The sequence below is a fragment of the Bradyrhizobium sp. Crot121 genome (genome assembly GCF_059512385.1).
The window spans coordinates 1-441 of the sequence record NZ_JCAMOR010000387.1 but is presented as its reverse complement, the minus strand read 5'-3'; the positions used below and the strand labels follow the sequence as shown (position 1 = coordinate 441).

The following is a 441-nucleotide window of genomic DNA, read 5'->3' as shown; positions in this document are numbered from 1 at the left end:
TCGGGTGCCGCGCCGACTTACCAGCGCCGCTCGGCGGAAACGTCGGTCGAACTTCCCTCAGGTGGTTCGATCGCTCTTGCAGGCCTCATCCGCGACAACATCTCCCAGACGATGAACGGCACGCCCGGCGTCTCGAAGATCCCGCTTCTCGGCACGCTCTTCCGCCAGAAGGGAGTCGAACGCCAGGAAACGGAACTCGTCATTATCGCGACTCCCTACCTGGTGCGTCCGGTGGCGCGCAATCAGCTCAATCGGCCGGATGACAATTTCAGCCCGACGGATGATGCGTCCGCCTTCTTCATGAACCGCGTCAACAAGGTTTACGGCAACAACCAGGCGCCGGTCGCCGACGCGCAGTTCCACGGTTCCATCGGATTTATCTACAAATGAGCGGGGCGCGGTCTGAACCGATGAAAGAGAACAGAGATCAGGCGATGGTCC

1 protein-coding gene is annotated in these 441 nt (G+C 60.8%); it reads left to right on the top strand.

The window, feature by feature from the left end:
• Positions 1–390, top strand: a 390-nt coding sequence (locus AC5ZGW_RS47110) for a secretin GspD/PilQ domain-containing protein (protein WP_496114269.1), incomplete at its 5' end; no start/stop codon positions are given.
• Positions 391–441 lie beyond the last annotated feature (51 nt).